Consider the following 21,178-nt stretch of genomic DNA (forward strand, 5'->3'; position numbering starts at 1 on the left):
ATCGTATTTTCAAACGCCCACAAAAAGGCCATTTCCCAAAGAAAACGGCCTGTCCGAAGTAGCTAAAGACCGGCAAAAACACCTTAAGTTCCGCACTAAAAACAATAACTTAGCCAATTGTGCACAAGTCGTGTTACTCGTCGGATTTCGATTGTAACCAAGCGAAGCCAGCCTCAGGATCGCGCCGTCATCCCTTTGAGGCTCCTCTATGAAGTTCTCCTCCATTCTCTTGTTGTCCCTTGGCCTTGTCAGTGGCGTCGCTTCTGCCGGCGGTACTGCCGAAGCAGGTGTAGGCGGCGCATTGGGCGGGGTTTTGGGTTCGGTCGTCGGCCAGTCCCTGGGCGGCAACACCGGCTCCACTATCGGCGCAGCCCTGGGCGGCGCGGGCGGTAGCGCAGTCGGCGCAGACAAACATAGCCGCGGCGAAGCGGCAATCGGCGGCGCGCTGGGCGCAGCCGGTGGTAACGTGGTCGGCCGTAGCGTAGGCGGCAGCACAGGGAGCCTGATCGGTGCCGCAGCGGGCGGCGGCGCCGGTGGCGCGCTGGGTAACTACATGGGCAAGGACGACGATGACGATCGTTATGAAGGTCGTCGTGGTGATCGTCGCTACTACCGTGATGGCCACCCGGGCCGCGGCCATGCCTATGGGCATCGCAAGCACAAGCACAAACATCGCTATCACGATGACTGACGGTTGGTTTAATCCAGACCGTTAAAAAGATCGCAGCCTTCGGCCGTTCTCGTCAGAGAATATCCGGAGGCGGCGATTTTCGTTTCAGACCACCAGCCGCTCCAAGGCCCCACGCAACCGCTCCGGAATCGCTGCCGGCCGGTTCGACGCGCGGTCCACGAACACATGCACGAAGCGCCCCGCCGCACAGGCTTCATCCTCCCCCGCCTTGAACACCGCGAGCTCGTATTGCACGGAGCTGTTGCCCAGTTTTCCGACGCGCAGGCCAATTTCAATCCGATCCGGGAAAGCGATTGACGCAAAGTAATCGCACGCCGAGCTCACGACGAAACCCACCACGTCTCCCTCATGAATATCCAGGCCGCCGGTCTCGACCAGATAGGTATTCACCGCCGTATCGAAAAAGCTGTAGTAGGTGACATTGTTGATATGGCCGTACACGTCGTTGTCGTGCCAGCGTGTGGTCACGGGCTGGAAGTGCAGATACTCGCTGCGTTGGGGCATCACGTGTCCTTAGGGTTATCAGTTTTGGGCTTGTTGCCGGCCCCTGGGCTACCGCTGCGAGAAGCCCTTGCCTTGCGCCGCCAGTTCGCCGATCAAGCGAGCAGGCTTCCATTGGTCGCCCTGCTTCGTTTCGAGCTCCAGCAAGCGCGCGTGGATGTCCCCAAGCCCTTGCTGGTCAGCCCAGGCCATCGGGCCGCCCTTGTCTGCCGGAAAACCGTAGCCGTTGAGGTAGACCAGGTCGATGTCGTGGGAAGACTCGGCAATGCCCTCCTGGAGAATCTTCGCGCCTTCGTTGATCAATGCCAGCAGGCAACGCTCAAGAATTTCCTCAGGGCCTATCTCGCGCCGCTGGAAACCCAGCTCTTCGCTGACCCGCTGCACCAGCGCGTCGACCTCGACATCGTGTTCAGCCTGACGACTGCCCGGTTCGTAGTGATAGTACCCGTTGCCGCTCTTCTGGCCGAACCGTCCCAACTCGCACAGGCGGTTATCCACCTGCACCTCGGGCGCATCCTGGCCTTGGCCCGCCAGTTCGCGCGCACGCCACTCCAGGTCGATCCCGACCACGTCGTACATGCGAAACGGCCCCATTGCGAAGCCAAAACCTTGTAATGCCGCGTCGACTTGATAGGGAAACGCCCCCTCCAGCAGCATCTTGCGCGCCTCAAGCACATAAGGCCGAAGCATCCGGTTGCCAATGAACCCGTGGCAATTACCCGAGATCACGCTCACCTTGCCCATGCGTTTGCCCAACACCAGGGCAGCGTCCAGCACAGCTTTTGACGTCTGCGCGCCGCGGACGATCTCCAGCAGCTTCATGATGTGAGCGGGGCTGAAGAAATGCAGGCCGAGCACTTGGGTTGGCCGGCGTGTGGCCGCGGCAATGGCATCGATGTCCAGCGCCGAGGTGTTGCTGGCCAGGATCGCTTCGGGCTTGAGCATGCCATCCAGCTCGCGGAATATTTTCTGTTTGAGTTCGAGGTTCTCGTAGACCGCTTCGATGACCAGGTCCACATTACGAATCGCCGCGTAGTCATCCGCCCGTGTTATCCGGGCAATCCGGGCGTCGGCCTCGCTTTGTTCGATACGCCCTTGGCGCACGTTGTGGGCGTAGGTATCGGCCACCGTGGCCAGCGCTTGTTCAAGCATCTGCGGATTGTTATCGACCCACTGCACGGCGACGCCAGCGTTGGCCAGGCACATGACAATGCCGCGCCCCATGGTGCCTGCACCGACCACGGCGGCGCGCTGGATATCGAAGGATGTCTGGCTCATGTTTGCTCTCTTGTTGGCGATCCAAAGACAGCCTTCACAGTAGTCAGCCACCGAACATTTTTGAAATTTATTCGTGTGATGGAGGGCATTCAGCAGATGGATGCAGCTTACAGGTGAGCCTGGGTCCAATGACGCACCTGCGCGTAGGAATACTCCTCCAACGCGGCATATCCACGGATCGTCCGCGCCTTCAGTTTGGTGAACAGCGGTACGCTGATTCCGCACAGGAAGCGGGTCAGCCGCTCGGCGGTCGGCAAACTGCCGATGACTTGCTCATGCTTGTGGATAAAATCGCCACACAAATCACCGAAATTCTTATCCACAAGCGTCGGCAGCGGTGGTGGTTCCGGCAGGCAAGCGACATGCCCGTGACACACCGAACAGTGCCCACACTGTGGTGGCGCATTTTCATCGCCAAAATACTGCGCCAATCGGTAACCGAGACAGCGGTCCGTGGCAAACAGCTCGAGCATGGCGTGAACCCGGGCAATTTCAGCCTCCTCATGCCGGGTGAAATCAGCATGCAGCTCGATGCTCAAATCCTGAGAATCGAAGTTCGCTTCCAAGACGTTGTAGACCTCGGTCATCTGCTTGCTTTCCAGCTCGATCCAGCCCTTCTCGTGAAAAAAATCCAGCGCCTTGACCACACGACTGCGCTCGGCGCGATATTGCTGGTACATCCCATCGAAATTCACCGTTGCCCAGGTCCGCGCGCGGCTGGAGGTCTGGATGATGGCCGCGACAAAGTCCTTTCGCTCACCTTCGAAGCGTTCCAGCAGGACCTGCGGTTCGGTGAGGAATTTGAAGCGATACTCAGCGTAATAGGCATAGCGCGGTGCGATCAGCCGTCGCAGTTCGAGCTGGACCAGCAGCGTCTTGAGCGGCAATTGCCGGATGTTGCTCTGATCCGCCAACGGCCCGAGCAAGAACTCCCATTGACCTTCGCCGGCAGCGGCTTTCAGCTCGTCGAGCACGCAACGAATGCCCGCCAGTTCAGGGGTATCGCCGTACACAAAATTCTCAAGAATGTTCAGGCTGTCCCGGTTGGCCAACACCAGGCAATCGGACGGCTGGCCGTCCCGTCCCGCGCGGCCGATTTCCTGGCTATAGTTTTCGATGGATTTGGGCAGGTCGAAATGCACCACGTTGCGAATATCGCTTTTGTCGATGCCCATGCCGAACGCGATAGTCGCGACGATGCAATTGCATTGGCCGCCCATGAAACGCCGCTGGATAGCTTCGCGCTGCTCATGAGGCAGCCCGGCGTGATAGGCCTCGGCCTCGATGCCGTGCTGACTCAGGTGCCCAGCGATCTGCTCGGCGGTGCGCTGCAAGGTGACGTAGACGATGCTCGGCTGCCCGGCCCGCTCGCCCAGCCACTGCACCAGCCGCTGACGCTTGTCCACGCCACGCACGGGTTCGACCAGCAAGTTGAGATTGGGACGGTAGAAACCTGTCGTCACCACATCGTCGGCGGCGATGGAGAACTTCGCCTGCATGTCGGCGATGACCTTCGGGGTCGCGGTGGCCGTTAGCAGCAGCACCTGGGGGATATTGAACTGGCGCTGGTAAGCGGGAAGCTTGAGATAGTCCGGGCGGAAGTTGTGCCCCCATTCGGAGATGCAATGCGCCTCGTCGATCACCAGCAATGAAATCGGCACCTGCTGCAGGAAATTGCGAAAGCGCTCGTTCTTCAGTCGCTCCACAGAAACCATCAGGACCTTCAACTCACCCGAGCGCACCCGCGCCATCGCGTCGTTGGCTTCATCGCGGCTCTGGGCCGAATCGATACTGGCGCAGGCAATACCGTGACGCTGCAGGAACGCCAGTTGATCCTGCATCAGCGCCAACAGCGGCGAAACCACCAATGTCAGGTGGGGCAACAGCAAGGCCGGCAACTGATAACACAGGGACTTGCCCGAGCCGGTAGGAAAAATCGCCGCCGCCGACCGACCGGCAAGGATCGCGCCGATGGCGGCTTCCTGACCGGGGCGAAACTGTGGATAACCAAAAACCTGTTCCAGGGTGCTGTGCATAAGCGGTCGCTCCTTTGACTGCTGTGATGCCCAAAGCCTAGCCGGGCAGCGCAGCGGGTCGAGAAAAGGTTGGGTTAAAAACGATACCGGATGATACAGCCTGGTTGCCTCTGGCTTGACCATAAGGCGATACAACTCCGGGGCGAACTGACCTTTCGTCTTAGCTCCTTTCGCTCGTTAAAGTGCGCCGTTGGAGGTTATTCACCTGATGTTAGGTACAGATCAAGATCTTCGGGTAAAGCCAGCGACGCCAAGCGCTCGATTTCAAGAATTTGTTTCGTAGTAAGCCTGAAATCAGCACCGATATGATCGATGTTATTGGTCCAATCCATCACGGGCAGCAAGTCCTCTACTGATAGGTTGATGCTCTGCTCAAATACCAATTCTTCCTTGCCTGGATAAAATCCCAATACAGCAAAGCTCATGGCTCTACCTCCCTTGTCTTAATCGCTTTTTTGGTCTGTTCGCCCGTGATGTGATTAAACTCACCTAAATGTTTTCCACGCGGATTGTACTTTTCAAGGGCGCCATGCTGCCGGTCCCATTCATAAATATTTCCTTTCCGGTCGTGCCAACGTGGACGTAATCCTCCACCTCCTTGTACGGGAGTTTTAGCCCGACCGCGAACAAGGTCAGGAAAAGCAGGAAGTACGCCTTTCGGTGTCGGGTGATACTTGTGGTCAGAAAGGCCGTACACGATATATAACGGCGAAACCCCCGACCCCACCGGAAACACAAGAATGAAATCCTTGAACTCCGGCGGATAAATCGGGTTGACGATGATGCTGTCCGCCATGGGCGTCGGCGGGAATATCCAGATGCGCGGTGCCTGTGGCGCAGCCTCCAGCGCCGGGATGCCTAACGTGGAAGCGGGATCTACTGCCGGGGTCCAGATCAACTCGACCCCATCGCCGAAGTCAGCCACTTGTTGCTCGCCACGAGTCTGGAACGTCACCACCGGGATCATCTCCCAGTCACGCCTTGACTGGGTGTTGTAGCCATACCCTTTAACCGTCCCGTCGACCTGGGGTTCGACATGTAGCCGAACCCGAGTGCGCGCCTGTTCAAGGGAGCGCAGTTGCTCTTCGGTGTAAAGCGAACCGTCAGCCAGATTCGAGGGCATCAGCAGCCCTACCAGCCCCACCAGCGCGCCCGCCGCCACGGGTGCAGTGACCGCCGCGCCAGCGCCCAGCGAGGCCAGCGCCGTCCCGCCCAGCGCCAACGTGCCGATACTTGCCGGAAACGCTCCGCTGATTGTCTTCAGCGGTACGCAGCCTGACTCGTCAACCTCACGACCACCTAACAATGTGAACGCGCCATAAGCGCTCAACATTTCCGTCGGGATGTAGCCGGTAGGATTTTGGTAGTCGATGATCGCGACAGGCAGTTCGCAGGACTTGGCGAATACACAACCCCTCATGACCACGGGTTCTTTTTCCCGTATCCGAGCCAGACGCTCGTTCATGTAGGCCTCTTGCCTGGCGAGCATGTCCTCAAGGGCCTTCTGATCGGCGTCCCTCTTCGCCAACTCGTCAAAGGTCATGTCCCGCGCCACCCTGTAGCGCCAGTCGCCGCCCTGATATTCCCAGACCTGTGGAACGTCTTTTTTAGCTCTCGTCATCTTTCGACCTTGCCGTTACCTTAAAAGGCGCGGCAAACCTTACCGCGCGCCTCAAGGAGCGCTTGCCGGACGGTTCCGAGACTGTCGTAAGAGCTTTCTTTATTTTTCAGAAGCAATCCAGGCGCAACGACGAGATATGCAGGGAATGGAAAAATAGCCGCCCACAAAAAAGCCGCCCTGAAGGGCGGCTTTCTCATTTTTGAAGCAAACCTTACAACTGCGGACCGGCCGCCTTGATCGCGTCGCTCACTTCGAACTTCTTGAAGTTCTCGATGAACAGACCGGCCAATGCCTTGGCCGCTTCGTCGTAGGCGGATTTGTCGGCCCAGGTGTTGCGTGGGTTCAACAAGCCAGTCTCGACGCCTGGAACAGCCAGCGGCACGTCCAGGTTGATGATGTCCAGGTGTTCGGTTTCAGCACCGATCAGCGCGCCGCTCTGGATCGCCGCGATCACCGCACGGGTGGTCGGGATGTTGAAGCGCTTGCCGACACCGTAGCCGCCGCCGGTCCAACCGGTGTTGACCAGATAGACCTTGGAGCCGAAACCACGGATGCGCTTGATCAGCAGCTCAGCGTATTCACCGGCTGGGCGCGGGAAGAACGGGGCGCCGAAGCAGGTGGAGAACGTCGACTTGATGCCGCTGCCCGAGCCCATTTCGGTCGAGCCCACCAGTGCGGTGTAGCCGGACAGGAAGTGGTAGGCGGCTTGCTCTTCGCTGAGGATCGACACGGGCGGCAATACGCCGGTCAGGTCGCAGGTCAGGAAGATCACCGCGTTTGGCTCGCCACCGAGATTTTTTGGCGCGCGCTTTTCGATCAGCTCACGCGGGTAGGCAGCGCGGCTGTTCTGGGTCAGGCTGTCGTCGGCGTAGTCGGCTTTCTTGGTGACTGGGTCGAGGACGACGTTTTCCAGTACGGCGCCGTGCTGGATGGCTTTCCAGATGACCGGCTCGTTCTTCTCGGACAAATCGATGCACTTTGCATAGCAGCCGCCTTCGATGTTGAAGACCACACCCACGCCCCAGCCGTGTTCGTCGTCGCCGATCAGGTAACGGCTTTCGTCTGCGGACAGGGTGGTCTTGCCGGTGCCCGACAGGCCGAAGAACAGGGTCACGTCGCCGTCTTCGCCCATGTTCGCGGCGCAGTGCATTGGCAGCACGTCAACAGCGGGCAGCAGGAAGTTTTGCACGGAGAACAGGGCTTTCTTCATTTCACCGGCGTAGCGCATGCCGGCGATCAGCACTTTCTTGGCCGCGAAATTGATGATCACGGTGCCATCGGAATTGGTGCCGTCACGCTCAGGCTCGCAGACGAAGTTCGGTGCGTTGAGGATCTGCCACTCGTCCTTGCCGCCGGCGTTGTATTGCTCGGGGTTGATGAACAGGCAACGGCCGAACAGGTTATGCCAGGCCGTCTCGGTGGTCATCTTGACCGGCAGGTAGTGCGCAGGATCGGACCCTACATGCACGTGGGAGACAAAACGCTCGCGCTCGCCCAGGTAGGCTTCGACGCGGTTCCACAGGGCGTCGAACTTGTCGGCCGGGAACTTGCGGTTGATCGGGCCCCAGGCAATGGCGTCCTGGGTGGTCGGCTCTTCCACGATGAAACGGTCAACCGGCGAACGACCGGTACGATGACCGGTACGAACAACCAGCGCGCCAGTATCGGCAAGCTCGCCTTCACCGCGATTCAGGGCTTCTTTGACCAGATCATCGACACTCAGATCGGTGTACACGGCGTTATTGGCTTGCGTCATGAGATTCCCCGTCGGCCCGTGGCCGAGTGCTCCAAACGTTTTGTAGTAGGAAGTCGCGCACTACTACCCGAAAAAAGTGGGCCGGATTATGCCAGAAAAGCCCAAAAAAAGTAGGGCCCTCCCGTCAGTACGGCGTAAAACCGGCGTTTGCTAGGAGATTTACCTGCGCTGAACCGTTTTAGTGACGAGTATCTGACGGTATGTCGACACCCGCCCCAGCGAACAATTGCGTAATGTCCGCCGCGTCGAACAGGTAGCGCTCATTGCAAAACTGGCAATCGACTTCGATGGCCCCGCCATGCTCGATCACCAGTTGCTGCGCATCTTCCAGACCCAGACTGACCAGCGCATTAGCGGAACGTTCACGAGAGCAACTGCATTCGAAGCGCAACGGCTGCCCCTCGAACAGGCGTACCTGCTCTTCGTGGTAGAGGCGATGGAGGATGGTTTCGTTGTCCAGGCCCAGCAATTCATCGGCGCTCAAGGTGCTGGCCAGAGCGGTAACGTGCTGCCAGCTGGCATCGCGATCTTCCGGGTCTCGGATGCGGTCGGCGGGCAGTTGCTGCAGCAGCAGACCACGGGCGCGCCGGCCGTCGGCGTAGAGCCAGAAACGGGTGTTGGTCTGTTGGGACATGACGAAATAGTTGGTGAAGCAATCGGCCAACGTCGCCCCGTCGAGATCGACGATGCCTTGGTAGCGCTGGCCTTGGGTCGGGTCGACCGTCAGGGCCAGCACGCCGTTGGGCATCATGTCGGCCAGCGTCGCGTCGGGGGCGATCTGCTCGGCGTGATAACGGGCCAGGCCACGAATCTGGCGCTCGCTGGAGCATTCGATCATCAACAGCGGCACCGGGCCCTCGGAACGGGCCTGCAGAATCAGCAAGCCATCGAACTTCAAGGTACCCACCAGCAACGCCGCCGCCGCCATCAATTCGCCGAGCATTTGCGCGACCGGCTCCGGATAGGGGTGCTTGGCGAGGACTTCGGCGTAACTACGCTCCAGCGCCACCAATTCGCCACGAGCATCGCTGTCATCGAAGATGAAACGCTGGGTGTAGTCGGTATCCGGTAAATCAGTCATAGGGTCTGGTATCTGAGGTGATGACAAATGATGGCGGGCATTTTATGGGCATTCAGGGTGGGTTCCAAGCAAGGCATGATGTTGCCTGACGGGAAGGGCTGAGCGCCTGTCTGCATGATAATGCTGTTGTGGCGAGGGAGCTTGCTCCCGCTCGGTTGCGTAGCGACCGCAAGATTTTGTGACTGCCGCGCCATCCAGCGGGAGCAAGCTCCCTCGCCACGGGGCAACCTCAATGCCATGTTAATCGCTATTACTGCCATGAAACTTGAACAGGTCCCGTCGCTGTTTCTTGCTCGGCTTGCCATCGGTGCTCACACCCAAGGCGCCGGCCTTGCGTTGCGCCGCCGCAGCCTCACGCTTGGCAATGCTGGCTTCGGTTTCCCGATACAGCGCCTGCGCTTCTGGCGCGCCGCGACGCACGATTGACAGGGCCTCGACCACCACGGTCTTCTCATCGAACCCAGTACGGATGACGAATTCATCACCGATGCGTGGCTCTTTGCCAGGCTTGCAACGCTCGCCTCGATGATGAACCTTACCGCTTTCGATGGCCGCCTTGGCCAGTGCACGGGTCTTGTAGAATCGCGCCGCCCACAGCCATTTATCGAGACGAACCTTGTCGTCCTCTTCGTTTTTTTGTGCCACTGCCATTCCTCATTCCAACCAATAGCCAGAACTGTACTACCGTTTTTGTCGGGCGCACGAATCCGATCAGACAGATAGAATGCCCGCCCGAACCGCCCACGCGCTTGGCCAGGGTCGCTATCGGTTACAAGCGCAAACATCTGTGTAGATAACTGTCGCCATTTTGTGATTATTCTGCGTGAATACCGCGATTCGCGGGCCCACGATCCGATGTGCCGATTGCAGGTTGTTTTTATTGAAGACTTTTGACCATCTGACCGTCGTCGGTCTGCGCGAATGGGTGGCGCTCCCGGATCTGGGAGTCGCTGGCTTGCGGGCGAAAATCGACACCGGCGCCAGCACTTCCAGCCTGCACGCCACCGACATCGAGCCCTTCGAGCGCGACGGTGAAAAATGGGTACGTTTCACCGCGCACCTAGGGACGGTGGTGCAGTTGCGCCATCGTCGCTGCGAAGCGCCACTGGTGGCGCGCAAGACCATCAAGAGCTCCAACGGCCACGCCCAGGTCCGCTACGTGATCAGCACCACGTTGGCGCTGGGCGATCGGTTCTGGCGGGTCGAGTTCACCCTGGCCTGCCGCAAATCCATGCGATATCGCCTTTTGCTGGGTTCCAAAGCCTTGATCGACGGCCAACTGGTGGTCAATCCAGGCATCAAATACGTTCAAGACAAGCCGGCATTCCCGGCGTCCACTACCTCCGCCACAGGTGTTGCATGAAGATCGCTGTGCTGTCGCGAAATCCGCGTCTGTATTCCACTCGTCGCCTGGTTGAGGCCGGAACCGAACGTGGCCATGAAATGGTGGTGATCGATACCCTGCGCGCCTATATGAACATTGCCAGCCACAAGCCGCAGATCCATTACCGCGGCAAACCGCTGGAAGGCTTCGATGCGGTGATTCCACGCATCGGCGCATCCGTGACGTTCTATGGTTGCGCGGTATTGCGCCAGTTCGAAATGATGGGCGTGTTTCCCCTCAATGAGTCCGTCGCGATTGCCCGCTCCCGGGACAAGCTGCGCTCTCTGCAATTGCTGTCCCGGCGCGGTATCGGTTTGCCCGTGACCGGCTTTGCCCATTCTCCCGACGACATTCCTGACCTGATCGCGATGGTCAACGGCGCGCCGCTGGTGATCAAGGTATTGGAGGGCACACAGGGCATCGGCGTGGTCCTCTGTGAGACCGCGACGGCGGCGGAATCGGTGATCGAGGCGTTCATGGGCCTCAAGCAGAACATCATGGTCCAGGAATACATCAAGGAAGCCGGTGGCGCGGACATTCGCTGCTTCGTGGTCGGTGACAAGGTCATCGCCTCGATGAAACGCCAGGCCAAGCCAGGCGAGTTTCGCTCCAACTTGCATCGCGGCGGCAGCGCGAGCCTGATCAAGATTACCCCGGAAGAACGCATGACCGCCCTGCGCGCGGCAAAAGTCATGGGCCTGGCCGTGGCGGGCGTGGACATCCTGCGTTCCAATCACGGGCCGCTGGTGATGGAGGTCAATTCCTCGCCGGGGCTGGAAGGGATCGAGACCACCACCAGCAAGAACGTGGCGGGGATCATCATCGAGCATTTGGAAAAGAATGGCGGGCCGAACATGACCCGGACCAAAGGGAAAGGCTAAGAAGCAGCTATGAGCCGCAAGCTACAAGCTGAACCGCTTTAACTTGCAGCTTGCAGCTTATAACTCGTAGCTGCCTCTATACCGCATCCCTGGGCAACATCAACCCCAACGGCAAGCGCACCCGAGCCTCCAGCCCGCCGCCGACGCGGTTGCGCAACTCCACGTTGCCGCCATGCATCGAAGCAATGCGCTTGACGATAGCCAGGCCCAGGCCGGTGCCCTTCCCTCCCCGGGCGCGGTCGCCGCGGGTGAACGGGTTGAAAATGGCTTCCAGTTCGGACGGATCAATACCGGCGCCTCGATCCATGACGCTCAGCACCACGTAAGGCGCGCTGGTGTCGCCAGAAACATAGGCAGCGACTTCCACTCCGGTGCCGGCGTGATTCAGGGCGTTGCCAATCAGGTTGTTCAGCAAACGCTTCATCGACACGCGGCGTAGCGGGAACGGCTGGATCGGTTCCAGGCGCAAGTGGACTTTTTCCTCGTTCTGGTTATAGGGCGCGGCCACCTCCCGCACCAATTCGCTGAGGTCCACTTCTTCCACCGACTCATCGCGACCGTCGCGAATAAACGCCAGGAACTGGTCGAGAATCGCATCCATGTCTTCGATATCGCGAACCATTTCATCGGTCAGGTCGGTATGCTCACCCATCAGCTCCAGTGACAGCCGTAACCGGGTCAAGGGCGTGCGCAAGTCATGGGAAACACCGGCGAGCATCAGCTCGCGCTCGCGCCCGGCCTGTTCGACATCCTCCGCCATCTGGTTGAAGGCGCGGTAGACTTCGGTCATCTCGCTGGGCGTATCGCTGACCGGCAACCGCACGCTTCGACCCTGGCCCAGTTGGCGAGCGGCGTAGACCAGGCGCTTCAACGGCTGGTTGAGCTGGCTGACGAAGATCCACGCCGAAGCGGTTGATAACAGGCCGATTGCGAGGAACCAACCAAGCACGTTCCAGATTTTCTGGCCGCGCAATGGATGAGGGTACAGCGGCACCTTCAGCCAACCGTCCCCCAGGCTCGGGGCACGCACCCACAAGGCCGGCGGCGAGTGCATGCGCAGTCGCACTTCGGTATCGGCGCCCAGTTCGTCCTGCATCTGGCGTTGATAGATCTCGCTGTACGGCCAGTGCTGCTCCCCTTCTGGCACGCCGGCACCGACGACCCGGATCAACGTTGCCGCTTCTGCGATCTTCGCTCGATTGGTTTCGTCGGCTGCCCAGTAGGCGCGCAAGGTCAAGGCAACGCCGTGACTGTATTGGCGATCCACCAGCACGTCCTCGTTCATCAATAGATAAACCAACGTCAGCGCCTTGGAAAAAAGCACGACGATCAGCACCAGCCAGAGGGTGCGAGAGAAGAAACTCTGGGGGAACCACACAGGGGTTTTCATGAAATAACCGCTACATACTTGCAGGAGCGAGCGATGCTCGCACAATGACGGATCGCGAGTCGCCTGGAAAATATCCAGCCAGGCCACCCGCTCCTACAAATCGCCGATCACTTGCTGGCGGCGCCATCCGGCACGAACACGTAGCCTACGCCCCAGACGGTCTGGATATAACGCGGCTTGGACGGGTCGGGCTCGATCATCCGACGCAGGCGGGAAATCTGCACGTCGATGGAGCGCTCCAGCGCATCCCACTCCCGACCGCGGGCCAGGTTCATCAACTTGTCACGGGTCAGCGGCTGGCGCGCATTCATCACCAGGGCCTTGAGTACCGCGAATTCGCCGGTGGTGAGCATGTGGATCTCGTTGCCACGCTTGAGCTCGCGAGTGGCCAACGACAGCTCGTAGTCGCCGAAGGTCACGCTTTCGTCTTCGCTGCCCGGCGCGCCTGGCACCGGGGCCGACTGGCGACGCAAGACCGCCTTGACCCGAGCCATCAGTTCATCCGGGTTGAAAGGCTTGGCCAGGTAATCGTCGGCGCCCAACTCCAGCCCTTTGATACGGCTCAGTTCGTCGCCCTTGGCGGTGAGCATGATGATCGGGATCTGGTTGTTGGCACCGCGCAGGCGACGGCAGGCTGTCAAGCCGTCTTCGCCGGGCAGCATCAGGTCAAGGACCACGAGGTTGAAAACCTCACGGGCCAGCAGCCGATCCATTTGCTCGGTGTTTGGTACGGTACGGGCGCGGTAGCCCTTGCTGACGAAAAAGCGTTCCAACAGGCTGCTCAGCCCTGGATCGTCATCAACAATCAGAATTTTTTCGCCTTCAGCAGTTTGTGCAGTGCTGCTCATAGGAAGCTCCTTTGATCTTGGCGCGCATTATGGCTTAGCTGCCGTTATACGCACCGTGTGCATTGTTAGCAGATTTTTCCTCTATCTCCAGCGATCGTCCTATCAAGCGCACGTTTCACGACGCCCCCGAACAGCGGAACGCTGGTTATAATGCGCGGCCTTTGGCGCCAGGATGTGCCGGATCGTTACACCGATGCGGCGGTTTCCCCTCTGGCCAGGCAGCACTTTTTGAATTTAACGGGTCAATTGGCAGCCTCTTGACCCAGGCAGCGGCGCACCCCGGGCCGCTCAACCAGTCTCGTCGAGCCCGGCTTCTGTGGTGGCGAGCCTGATTTCACAATTTGTCAGGTGGTTTTATGGACAGCATCAACAGCCGCATCGCCGAGGAACTCGGCGTACGCCCACAACAGGTCGAAGCGGCCGTCGCGCTACTGGATGAAGGCTCCACGGTACCTTTCATCGCCCGTTACCGGAAAGAAGTGACAGGCAGCCTCGATGACATCCAACTGCGTCATCTTGAAGAGCGCCTGCGCTACCTGCGAGAACTCGACGAACGGCGCATCAGCATCCTGGCCAGCATCCAGGAGCAAGGCAAGCTGACCCCGCAACTTGAACGCGACATCAAGCTGGCCGACACCAAGACCCGTCTCGAAGACTTGTACCTGCCCTACAAGCAGAAGCGCCGCACCAAGGGCCAGATCGCCCTGGAAGCCGGCCTCGGCGAGCTGGCCGACGGCCTGTTCAGCGACCCGACCCTGGCGCCGGAAACCGAAGCCGCGCGCTTCGTCGATGCCGAAAAAGGCGTGGCGGACGTGAAGGCCGCGTTGGAAGGCGCCAAGTACATCCTCATGGAGCGTTTCGCCGAAGACGCCAATCTGTTGGAAAAACTGCGCAACTTCCTCAAGCAGGAAGCCATCCTCAGTGCCCGAGTGATCGCGGGCAAGGAAGAGGAAGGCGCGAAGTTCCGCGACTACTTCGAACACGACGAGCCGCTCAAAAGCATGCCATCCCACCGCGCCCTGGCGATTTTCCGCGGTCGCAACGAAGGCATCCTCAGTTCCGCGCTGAAGGTCGGTGAAGAATTGCCCGGAACCATGCACCCGTGCGAAGGCATGATCGGCCAGCAGTTCGGCATCCAGAACCAGAACCGCGCAGCCGACAAATGGCTGGCCGAAGTGGTGCGCTGGACCTGGAAGGTCAAGCTCTACACCCACTTGGAAACCGACTTGCTCGGCGAATTGCGTGATAACGCCGAGACCGAGGCGATCAACGTGTTCGCCCACAACCTCCACGACCTGTTGCTGGCCGCACCGGCCGGCCCGCGGGCCACGCTGGGCCTGGACCCGGGTCTGCGCACCGGTTGCAAAGTGGCGGTGGTGGATTCCACCGGCAAACTGCTGGACCACGCCACGGTCTACCCGCACGTGCCCCACAACAAGTGGGACCAGACCATCGCCATCCTTGCCGCCTTGTGCGCCAAGCATTCGGTCGACCTGATCGCCATCGGCAACGGCACCGCCAGCCGTGAGACCGACAAGCTGGCCGCCGAGCTGATCAAGAAATACCCGGCCATGAAAATGACCAAGGTCATGGTCTCCGAGGCCGGCGCTTCGGTTTATTCGGCGTCGGAACTGGCGTCCAAGGAATTCCCCGACCTGGACGTGTCGATCCGTGGCGCGGTGTCCATCGCCCGTCGCTTGCAGGATCCGCTGGCGGAACTGGTGAAGATCGACCCGAAATCCATCGGAGTCGGCCAGTACCAGCACGACGTTTCCCAACTGAAACTGGCGCGCGGCCTGGACGCGGTGGTGGAAGATTGCGTGAACGCCGTGGGCGTGGACGTGAACACTGCTTCGGTGGCGTTGTTGGCGCGCATTTCGGGCCTGAACGCCACGCTGGCGCAGAACATCGTCACCCACCGCGACGAACACGGCGCATTCAAGACCCGCGCCGCGCTGAAAAAAGTGCCGCGCCTGGGTGAGAAAACCTTCGAACAGGCCGCAGGCTTCCTGCGTGTCATGAACGGCGATAACCCGCTCGATTCCTCTGCGGTCCACCCGGAAGCCTACCCGCTGGTGCAACGCATCGCTGCCCAGACCGATCGTGACATTCGCTCGCTGGTCGGTGACGCCGCGTTCCTCAAGCGCCTGGACCCGAAGAAATTCACCGACGAAACCTTCGGCCTGCCGACCGTCACTGACATCCTGCAGGAACTGGAAAAACCGGGGCGCGACCCGCGTCCTGAATTCAAGACCGCCGAGTTCCAGGACGGCGTCGAAGACCTCAAGGACCTGCAACCGGGCATGATTCTCGAGGGCGTGGTGACCAACGTCACCAACTTCGGCGCATTCGTCGACATCGGCGTGCATCAGGACGGTCTGGTGCATATCTCGGCGTTGTCCGAGAAGTTCATCAAGGACCCGCGCGAAGCGGTGAAGGCCGGTGATGTGGTGAAAGTGAAGGTCATGGAAGTCGATATTCCGCGCAAACGCGTCGGCCTGTCGATGCGCATGAGCGACACGCCGGGCGAGAAAGTCGACGGTGCCCGCGGTGCGCGTCCTGGCTCGACGCCACGTCAATCGCAGAACACCGCGCCGCGCAAGGAAACCGCTACGGCGGCTCCTGCCAACAACGCCATGGCCTCGCTGTTCGCCAACGCCAAGCAGTTGAAGAAACGCTGATGGACGCGCCGGCCGGGTTAGTGGAAAGCGCCTTTTTCAAGCTGCTCGGCTGCCGCCTGCAAAGCCTTGGGGACGGGGTGGCGCAAGTCGCCCTGAGCCTTGAGCCGCCGTTGCGCAACCGTGGCGGCAAGCTGCACGGTGGCGCGCTGTTCAGCCTGGTGGACATCGCCATGGGACTGGCCTGCTCCAGCGTCCATGGCTTTGACCAGCAGAGCGCGACCATTGAATGCAAGATCAACTACATTCGCGCCGTGTCCGACGGCGAGGTTCTATGCACTGCCCGGGTCATCCACCCCGGGCGGCGCACGCTGGTGGTCGAGGCCGAGGTGATGCAAGGCGACAAGCTGGTCGCAAAAGCGCAAGGCACGTTCGCTGTCCTATAGCTCAGTGTCATCGATTTGGGTTAATTTCGACGCCATGAATGCAGCGGCGAAGCCCCTGTGGGTTGCGATGACTAGCCTTTGGCATACAAACCAGGCGACTACGCCAGTTTTAACTTCACCCTTGTAGACCGTCTTGCCCACCCCCATATTGGGGCGACTGACGCGTGAAGGAATTCAACTTGAGCGACCTTTTAAACCGCCGCCTGGCCCTGCTCGGCGAGCGCGCCAACCTCTCCCTGCTCGAACAATGCCTGCATGGCATCGAGCGTGAATGCCTGCGCGTCACGGAAAACGGGCAACTGGCGCAGACGCCGCATCCCCAGGCCCTGGGTTCGGCGCTGACCAACGAACAGATCACCACCGACTATTCCGAGTCGCTGCTGGAATTCATCACGCCGGCGCTGGCCAACCCGGCCGACACCCTGCGCAGCCTCGACAAGATCCACCGGTTTGCCTACAGCAAACTCGGCGACGAGTACCTGTGGAGCCCTTCGATGCCGTGTCCGCTGCCGGCCGAAGAAGACATCCCGATTGCCTATTACGGCACCTCGAATATCGGCCGGCTCAAATATGTCTACCGCAAGGGTTTGGCCCTGCGCTACGGCAAGACCATGCAATGCATCGCCGGCATTCATTACAATTTTTCCCTGCCGGAAAAGCTCTGGCCGCTGCTCCGGCAGGACGAAGCCAGTGACGTCAGCGACCGCGATTTCCAGTCGTCGGCCTACATCGCGTTGATCCGCAATTTCCGGCGCTACAGCTGGCTACTGATGTACCTGTTCGGCGCCTCGCCGGCCTTGGACGCCGGCTTCCTGCGTGGCCGCCCGCATCAGTTGGAACAGCTGGATCCGGACACCTTGTACCTGCCGTACGCCACCAGCCTGCGCATGAGCGACCTGGGTTACCAGAGCAACGCCCAGGCCGGCTTGACCCCCTGCTACAACGATCTGACAAGCTACACCGACAGCCTGCGCAAAGCGGTGGCAACCCCTTACGCGCCGTATGTGGAAGTCGGCACTCACCAGAACGGCGAATGGGTGCAGCTCAACACCAACATCCTGCAGATCGAAAACGAGTACTACTCCAACATCCGCCCCAAGCGCGTGACGTATACCGGCGAGCGCCCGATCCAGGCGCTGATGGCCCGTGGGATCCAGTACGTCGAAGTGCGTTGCCTGGACATCAACCCGTTCCTGCCGATGGGCATCGACCTCACCGAGTCGCGGTTCCTCGATGCGTTCCTGTTGTATTGCGGCCTCAACGACAGCCCGCAGTTGGAAAACAACGAATGCAGCAACGCTACGAGCAACTTCCTGACCGTGGTCAAGGAAGGCCGCAAGCCAGGCCTGCACCTGCAACGCCAGGGCCAATCGGTGGACATGCAAGCCTGGGCCATGGAATTGCTGGAAAAGATTGCTCCGCTGGCCGCCCTGCTTGACCAGAGCCAAGGCGGTGATGCCCATCGCCAGGCTCTCGACGCGCAACAGGCAAAAGTCCGCGACCCGTCGCTGACGCCGTCTGCCAAGGTCTTGGCCGCCATGGCCGAGCACCGCGAAAGCTTCGCCCAGTTCTCCCTGCGCCAGAGCAAGGCCCACGCCGAGTTCTTCCGCGCCCAGCCGCTGTCGACCGAAGAGCAAGCCGCGTTCGAAGAAACCGCCCGCCAGTCCTTGGTCCAGCAAACCGAGCTGGAGCAGAACGAGGTGGGAGACTTTGACGTGTTCGTGGGTTCGTATCAGGCGAGCATCCTGGCGATCAGTAACTGACTTTCCTCTTGATGAGGACGCTTCTGTGGCGAGGGAGCTTGCTCCCGCTCGGCTGCGCAGCAGGCCCATTTTGCGGCCGCTACGCAGCCGAGCGGGAGCAAGCTCCCTCGCCACGGGGTTATTAGCCATCTTGGATAGATATGTTCGCAAATAAGCTAATTCGAAAAAGTTATTTATTTACTAATTCTTAGATCATTTAGTCTCCTCCAACGCCGAACATCCGGCGGCCTGTTGAGGAGCTTTGCCATGTCTCTGACTTTCCCCCTTCGCTTTCTCGCGGCCGCTTCCCTGGCCGCGGCGAGCCTTTTTGCCCAGGCGACGGATCTGACCGTCGCCTACCAGACCACCGTCGACCCGGCAAAAGTCGCCCAGGCCGATGGCTCGTATGAGAAAGCCACCAAGGCCAACATCGACTGGCGCAAGTTCGACAATGGCGCCGATATCATTGCCGCCATCGCTTCGGGCGATGTGCAGATCGGCTACCTCGGTTCCAGCCCGCTGACCGCTGCCATCACGCGCAAGGTTCCGGTAGAAACTTTCCTCATCGCCACGCAGATCGGCGCCGCCGAAGCCTTGGTGGTGCGTGACGGCTCCGGCATCAAGACTCCACAAGACCTGATCGGCAAGAAAATCGCCGTGCCATTTGTCTCCACCGGTCATTACAGCCTGCTGGCCGCGCTGAAACACTGGAATATCGACCCGTCGAAAGTCACCGTGCTCAACCTCGCGCCACCGGCCATCATCGCCGCCTGGAAGCGCGGCGACATCGATGCCACGTACGTCTGGGACCCCGCTTTGGGCGTGGCCAAGGAAAACGGCAAGGTGCTGATCACTTCAGCTGAGCTGGCCCAGTTTGGCGCACCGACGTTCGATGCCTGGATCGTGCGCAAGGATTTCGCCCAGAAGCACCCCGAAATTGTCACGGCCTTCGCCAAAGTCACCCTGGACGCCTACGCCCAGTACCGCAAGGATCCACAAGCCTGGCTGGCCGATGCGTCCAACATCGACAAGCTGGTGAAACTCTCCGGGGCCAAGTCCAGCGACATCCCCCTTTTGCTACAAGGCAACGTCTTCCCGCTGGCCGCCGATCAAGTGGTGAGCCTCGGCGCACCGACCACCCAAGCTATCACCAACACCGCCGCGTTCCTCAAGGAGCAAGGCAAGGTCGAAGCCGTGCTGCCGGATTACGCGCCATACGTCAGCGCCCAATACATCACGCGCTGATCCAGACGAAAAAGGGAGACGCCAAGATGGCCTTGCTACAGCTGGAGCGCATCAGCGCACAGTACCCCGGCGCAACAAAACCGGTGCTGGCGGATATTTCACTGACCCTGGGTCCGGAGCAATTGCTGGTTGCCCTCGGCCCCTCCGGCAGTGGCAAGACGTCGCTATTGAACCTGATTGCCGGGTTCGTCGAGCCCAGCGCTGGGCAGATCACCCTGGACGGCGTGCCAGTGTCGGGTCCGAGCGCCGAACGCGGCGTGGTGTTCCAGGACGATGCGCTGTTGCCTTGGCAGGACGTGCTGGCGAACGTCGGGTTCGGCCTGGAACTGGCAGGCGTCGCGAGGGATAAGCGCGAGGCCCGCGCCCGGGAAATGCTCGCCTTGGTCGACCTCGCCGGTTTCGAGAAACGTCGCGTCTGGCAGCTTTCGGGCGGCCAGAAGCAACGCGTCGGCCTGGCCCGCGCGTTGGCTGCCGATCCGCGCGTGTTGTTGATGGACGAGCCTTTCGGCGCCTTGGATGCGTTCACTCGCGAACAGATGCAGGAACTGCTGTTACAAGTCTGGCAACGCACCGCCAAGCCCGTGTTCCTGATTACCCATGACATCGAAGAAGCCGTGTTCCTTGCCACCGATCTGATCCTGCTGGCGCCCGATCCTGGGCAGATCGTCGAGCGCCTGAGCCTGGATTTCGGCCGCCGTTACGGGGCCGGGGAATCAGCGCGGTCGATCAAGTCCGACCCACGCTTCATCGAGACTCGCGAGCACGTGCTTGCCAAGGTATTTTCCCAACGCAGCGCCACTCGGCAGCAGGAGCGCGCATGAGCAGTTACGAAATTCCAGCCGTGGCCCACGACCCCGAGCCCGCGCGCCCTCCTCTACGCGCTCAATGGCAGCTGAGTACGCGCTGGATCAGCGGCCTGACCCTGATCGTATTGTTGGCGCTTTGGTGGGCAGTCACCGCCAGCGGCCTGATCGAACCGCTATTCCTGCCGCCGCCCTCCGCCGTGCTGCAAAAAGGTTGGCTGCTGGTTACCAGCGGCTACATGGACTCCACGCTCTGGCAACATTTGGGCGCAAGCCTCGGGCGGATTGGCCTGGGTCTGTTGTTCGCGGTGCTGACCGCCGTGCCGGTGGGCATTGCTATCGGCGCGAACCGAATCGCCCGCGGCGTGCTCGATCCGTTGATCGAGTTCTACCGGCCGATTCCGCCGCTGGCTTATCTGCCACTGATCGTGATCTGGTGCGGCATCGGTGAGCTGTCGAAAGTCCTGCTGATCTACCTGGCGATCTTCGCCCCGATCGCCATCGCCACCGCCACTGGGGTGCGCACCGTCGACCCGGCCAAACTGCGAGCCGCGCAATCGCTGGGCGCCACGCGCGCGCAGTTGATTCGCCATGTGATCGTGCCCAGTGCCCTGCCGGACATCCTCACCGGTGTTCGCATCGGCCTGGGCGTGGGTTGGTCGACGCTGGTGGCCGCCGAACTGATCGCCGCCACCAGTGGCCTGGGGTTCATGGTGCAGTCAGCGGCGCAGTTCCTGGTCACCGACGTGGTGGTGCTGGGGATCCTGGTGATCGCACTGATCGCCTTCGCCATGGAAATGAGCCTGCGCGCCCTGCAACGCAAACTGGTGCCCTGGCACGGCCAGACCCATTGATCC

At 60.5% G+C, this 21,178-nt stretch carries 19 protein-coding genes; 9 read left to right on the forward strand and 10 right to left on the reverse strand.

Annotated features, from left to right (window positions below; all coding sequences use genetic code 11):
- Window positions 1-208 precede the first annotated feature (208 nt).
- Window positions 209-691, forward strand: a complete 483-nt coding sequence (locus HU762_RS16895; RefSeq protein WP_186638938.1) for a glycine zipper domain-containing protein — start codon at window positions 209-211, stop codon at window positions 689-691.
- An 84-nt stretch (window positions 692-775) separates the two neighbouring features.
- Here HU762_RS16895 and HU762_RS16900 read toward each other — a convergent pair whose 3' ends face one another.
- The 8 genes from HU762_RS16900 to HU762_RS16935 all read right to left on the reverse strand — a co-directional run bounded on the left by HU762_RS16900 (window position 776) and on the right by HU762_RS16935 (window position 9,609).
- The gene (locus HU762_RS16900) at window positions 776-1,195 is read right to left on the reverse strand and encodes a thioesterase family protein (RefSeq protein WP_186638939.1); all 420 of its coding nucleotides are present in this window, start codon (window positions 1,193-1,195) and stop codon (window positions 776-778) included.
- Window positions 1,196-1,243: 48 nt separating this feature from the next.
- Window positions 1,244-2,470 carry a 3-hydroxyacyl-CoA dehydrogenase gene (locus HU762_RS16905; protein WP_186638941.1) on the reverse strand — a complete coding sequence of 409 codons (1,227 nt, stop codon included), beginning with the start codon at window positions 2,468-2,470 and terminating at the stop codon, window positions 1,244-1,246.
- Window positions 2,471-2,577: 107 nt separating this feature from the next.
- Complete coding sequence (locus HU762_RS16910) at window positions 2,578-4,506, reverse strand: ATP-dependent DNA helicase RecQ (RefSeq protein WP_186638943.1); 1,929 nt, start codon at window positions 4,504-4,506, stop codon at window positions 2,578-2,580.
- Between the two features lie 197 nt (window positions 4,507-4,703).
- Entirely contained in the window at window positions 4,704-4,931 is a 228-nt protein-coding gene (locus tag HU762_RS16915) for a pyocin S6 family toxin immunity protein (RefSeq protein WP_186638945.1), read from the reverse strand.
- Window positions 4,928-6,127 (reverse strand): colicin E3/pyocin S6 family cytotoxin, encoded by a 1,200-nt coding sequence (locus HU762_RS16920; protein WP_186638947.1) that lies wholly within the window; start codon window positions 6,125-6,127, stop codon window positions 4,928-4,930. The genes HU762_RS16915 and HU762_RS16920 overlap by 4 nt, the downstream gene beginning before the upstream one ends.
- Window positions 6,128-6,338: 211 nt before the next feature.
- Window positions 6,339-7,883, reverse strand: coding sequence for a phosphoenolpyruvate carboxykinase (locus HU762_RS16925; protein ID WP_186638948.1), 1,545 nt, complete (start codon window positions 7,881-7,883; stop codon window positions 6,339-6,341).
- 178 nt (window positions 7,884-8,061) lie between these two features.
- Entirely contained in the window at window positions 8,062-8,964 is a 903-nt protein-coding gene (hslO, locus tag HU762_RS16930; protein ID WP_186638950.1) for an Hsp33 family molecular chaperone HslO, read from the reverse strand.
- A gap of 240 nt (window positions 8,965-9,204) precedes the next feature.
- A complete protein-coding gene (locus HU762_RS16935) occupies window positions 9,205-9,609 on the reverse strand; it encodes a S4 domain-containing protein (RefSeq protein WP_186639054.1) in 405 nt (134 codons plus the stop codon).
- Window positions 9,610-9,862: 253 nt separating this feature from the next.
- On the opposite strand from HU762_RS16935, the gene HU762_RS16940 reads away from it, so the two are divergent.
- Entirely contained in the window at window positions 9,863-10,327 is a 465-nt protein-coding gene (locus HU762_RS16940; protein WP_186612649.1) for an ATP-dependent zinc protease, read from the forward strand.
- The gene (gene rimK, locus HU762_RS16945) at window positions 10,324-11,229 is read left to right on the forward strand and encodes a 30S ribosomal protein S6--L-glutamate ligase (protein ID WP_003196697.1); all 906 of its coding nucleotides are present in this window, start codon (window positions 10,324-10,326) and stop codon (window positions 11,227-11,229) included. Before HU762_RS16940 ends, rimK begins: the two co-directional genes overlap by 4 nt.
- Before the next feature lie 76 nt (window positions 11,230-11,305).
- Here rimK and HU762_RS16950 read toward each other — a convergent pair whose 3' ends face one another.
- Together HU762_RS16950 and ompR are read right to left on the reverse strand one after the other, a co-directional pair.
- Window positions 11,306-12,619 carry an ATP-binding protein gene (locus tag HU762_RS16950; protein ID WP_186612585.1) on the reverse strand — a complete coding sequence of 438 codons (1,314 nt, stop codon included), beginning with the start codon at window positions 12,617-12,619 and terminating at the stop codon, window positions 11,306-11,308.
- Window positions 12,620-12,726: 107 nt separating this feature from the next.
- Window positions 12,727-13,467 carry a two-component system response regulator OmpR gene (gene ompR, locus HU762_RS16955; RefSeq protein ID WP_003186825.1) on the reverse strand — a complete coding sequence of 247 codons (741 nt, stop codon included), beginning with the start codon at window positions 13,465-13,467 and terminating at the stop codon, window positions 12,727-12,729.
- Between the two features lie 356 nt (window positions 13,468-13,823).
- Between ompR and HU762_RS16960 the strand changes: the two genes are divergently transcribed.
- The 6 genes from HU762_RS16960 to tauC all read left to right on the forward strand — a co-directional run bounded on the left by HU762_RS16960 (window position 13,824) and on the right by tauC (window position 21,175).
- Window positions 13,824-16,148 carry a Tex family protein gene (locus HU762_RS16960; RefSeq protein WP_186638951.1) on the forward strand — a complete coding sequence of 775 codons (2,325 nt, stop codon included), beginning with the start codon at window positions 13,824-13,826 and terminating at the stop codon, window positions 16,146-16,148.
- Complete coding sequence (locus HU762_RS16965; RefSeq protein ID WP_186638953.1) at window positions 16,148-16,531, forward strand: PaaI family thioesterase; 384 nt, start codon at window positions 16,148-16,150, stop codon at window positions 16,529-16,531. The genes HU762_RS16960 and HU762_RS16965 overlap by 1 nt, the downstream gene beginning before the upstream one ends.
- A 179-nt stretch (window positions 16,532-16,710) precedes the next feature.
- A complete protein-coding gene (gshA, locus tag HU762_RS16970) occupies window positions 16,711-18,294 on the forward strand; it encodes a glutamate--cysteine ligase (RefSeq protein WP_186638955.1) in 1,584 nt (527 codons plus the stop codon).
- A 246-nt stretch (window positions 18,295-18,540) separates the two neighbouring features.
- Window positions 18,541-19,518: a taurine ABC transporter substrate-binding protein gene (gene tauA, locus HU762_RS16975; protein WP_186638957.1), complete on the forward strand. Its 978-nt coding sequence runs from the start codon at window positions 18,541-18,543 to the stop codon at window positions 19,516-19,518.
- A gap of 26 nt (window positions 19,519-19,544) precedes the next feature.
- On the forward strand, window positions 19,545-20,339 hold the full coding sequence (gene tauB, locus HU762_RS16980; protein ID WP_186638958.1) for a taurine ABC transporter ATP-binding subunit: 795 nt from the start codon (window positions 19,545-19,547) through the stop codon (window positions 20,337-20,339).
- Window positions 20,336-21,175 (forward strand): taurine ABC transporter permease TauC, encoded by an 840-nt coding sequence (gene tauC / locus HU762_RS16985; RefSeq protein ID WP_186638960.1) that lies wholly within the window; start codon window positions 20,336-20,338, stop codon window positions 21,173-21,175. Before tauB ends, tauC begins: the two co-directional genes overlap by 4 nt.
- The last annotated feature ends 3 nt before the right edge of the window (window positions 21,176-21,178 follow it).

The sequence above is a fragment of the Pseudomonas sp. SWRI92 genome (genome assembly GCF_014268685.1).
Classification (GTDB): domain Bacteria; phylum Pseudomonadota; class Gammaproteobacteria; order Pseudomonadales; family Pseudomonadaceae; genus Aquipseudomonas; species Aquipseudomonas marvdashtae.